Raw genomic sequence first — 438 nt, forward strand, 5'->3', positions numbered from 1 at the left:
TCCGCGGTCGCCCGCGCCATCACCGGCGCCCGCTGGTCCGGGCCCCGCTTCTTCGGATTGAAGGAGACCCGCTGATGGCAGCGCCGAAGATCCGCTGCGCGATCTACACGCGGAAGTCCTCCGAAGAGGGGCTCGACCAGGGGTTCAATTCCCTCGATGCCCAGTTTGAGGCCTGCGCTGCCTATATCGCCAGTCAGAAGCATGAGGGCTGGGTTCTGGCACGCGACCGTTTCGACGATGGCGGCGTCTCGGGCGGCACGCTGGAACGCCCTGCCCTGCAACATCTGCTTGGCGAGATCGACACCGGCCGGATCGGCATGGTCGTGGTCTACAAGATCGACCGCCTCACCCGGTCGCTCGCCGATTTCGCCAAGCTCGTCGAGCGCTTGGACGCCTCTGGCTGTTCCTTCGTCTCCGTCACCCAGGCCTTCAACACCG

Annotated in this window: 2 protein-coding genes; both read left to right on the forward strand. The window is 65.8% G+C overall.

Going from position 1 to position 438, the window contains the following annotated elements; all coding sequences use genetic code 11:
• Window positions 1–75: DUF2924 domain-containing protein (locus tag EU800_RS29265; protein WP_129636378.1), on the forward strand; the 75-nt coding region annotated here is incomplete at its 5' end.
• Window positions 75–438: recombinase family protein (locus EU800_RS26255; RefSeq protein ID WP_129636377.1), on the forward strand; the 364-nt coding region annotated here is incomplete at its 3' end. The genes EU800_RS29265 and EU800_RS26255, both read left to right, overlap by 1 nt.

It is taken from the genome of Tropicimonas sp. IMCC6043 (assembly GCF_004146235.1).
Taxonomy (GTDB): Bacteria; Pseudomonadota; Alphaproteobacteria; order Rhodobacterales; family Rhodobacteraceae; genus Tropicimonas.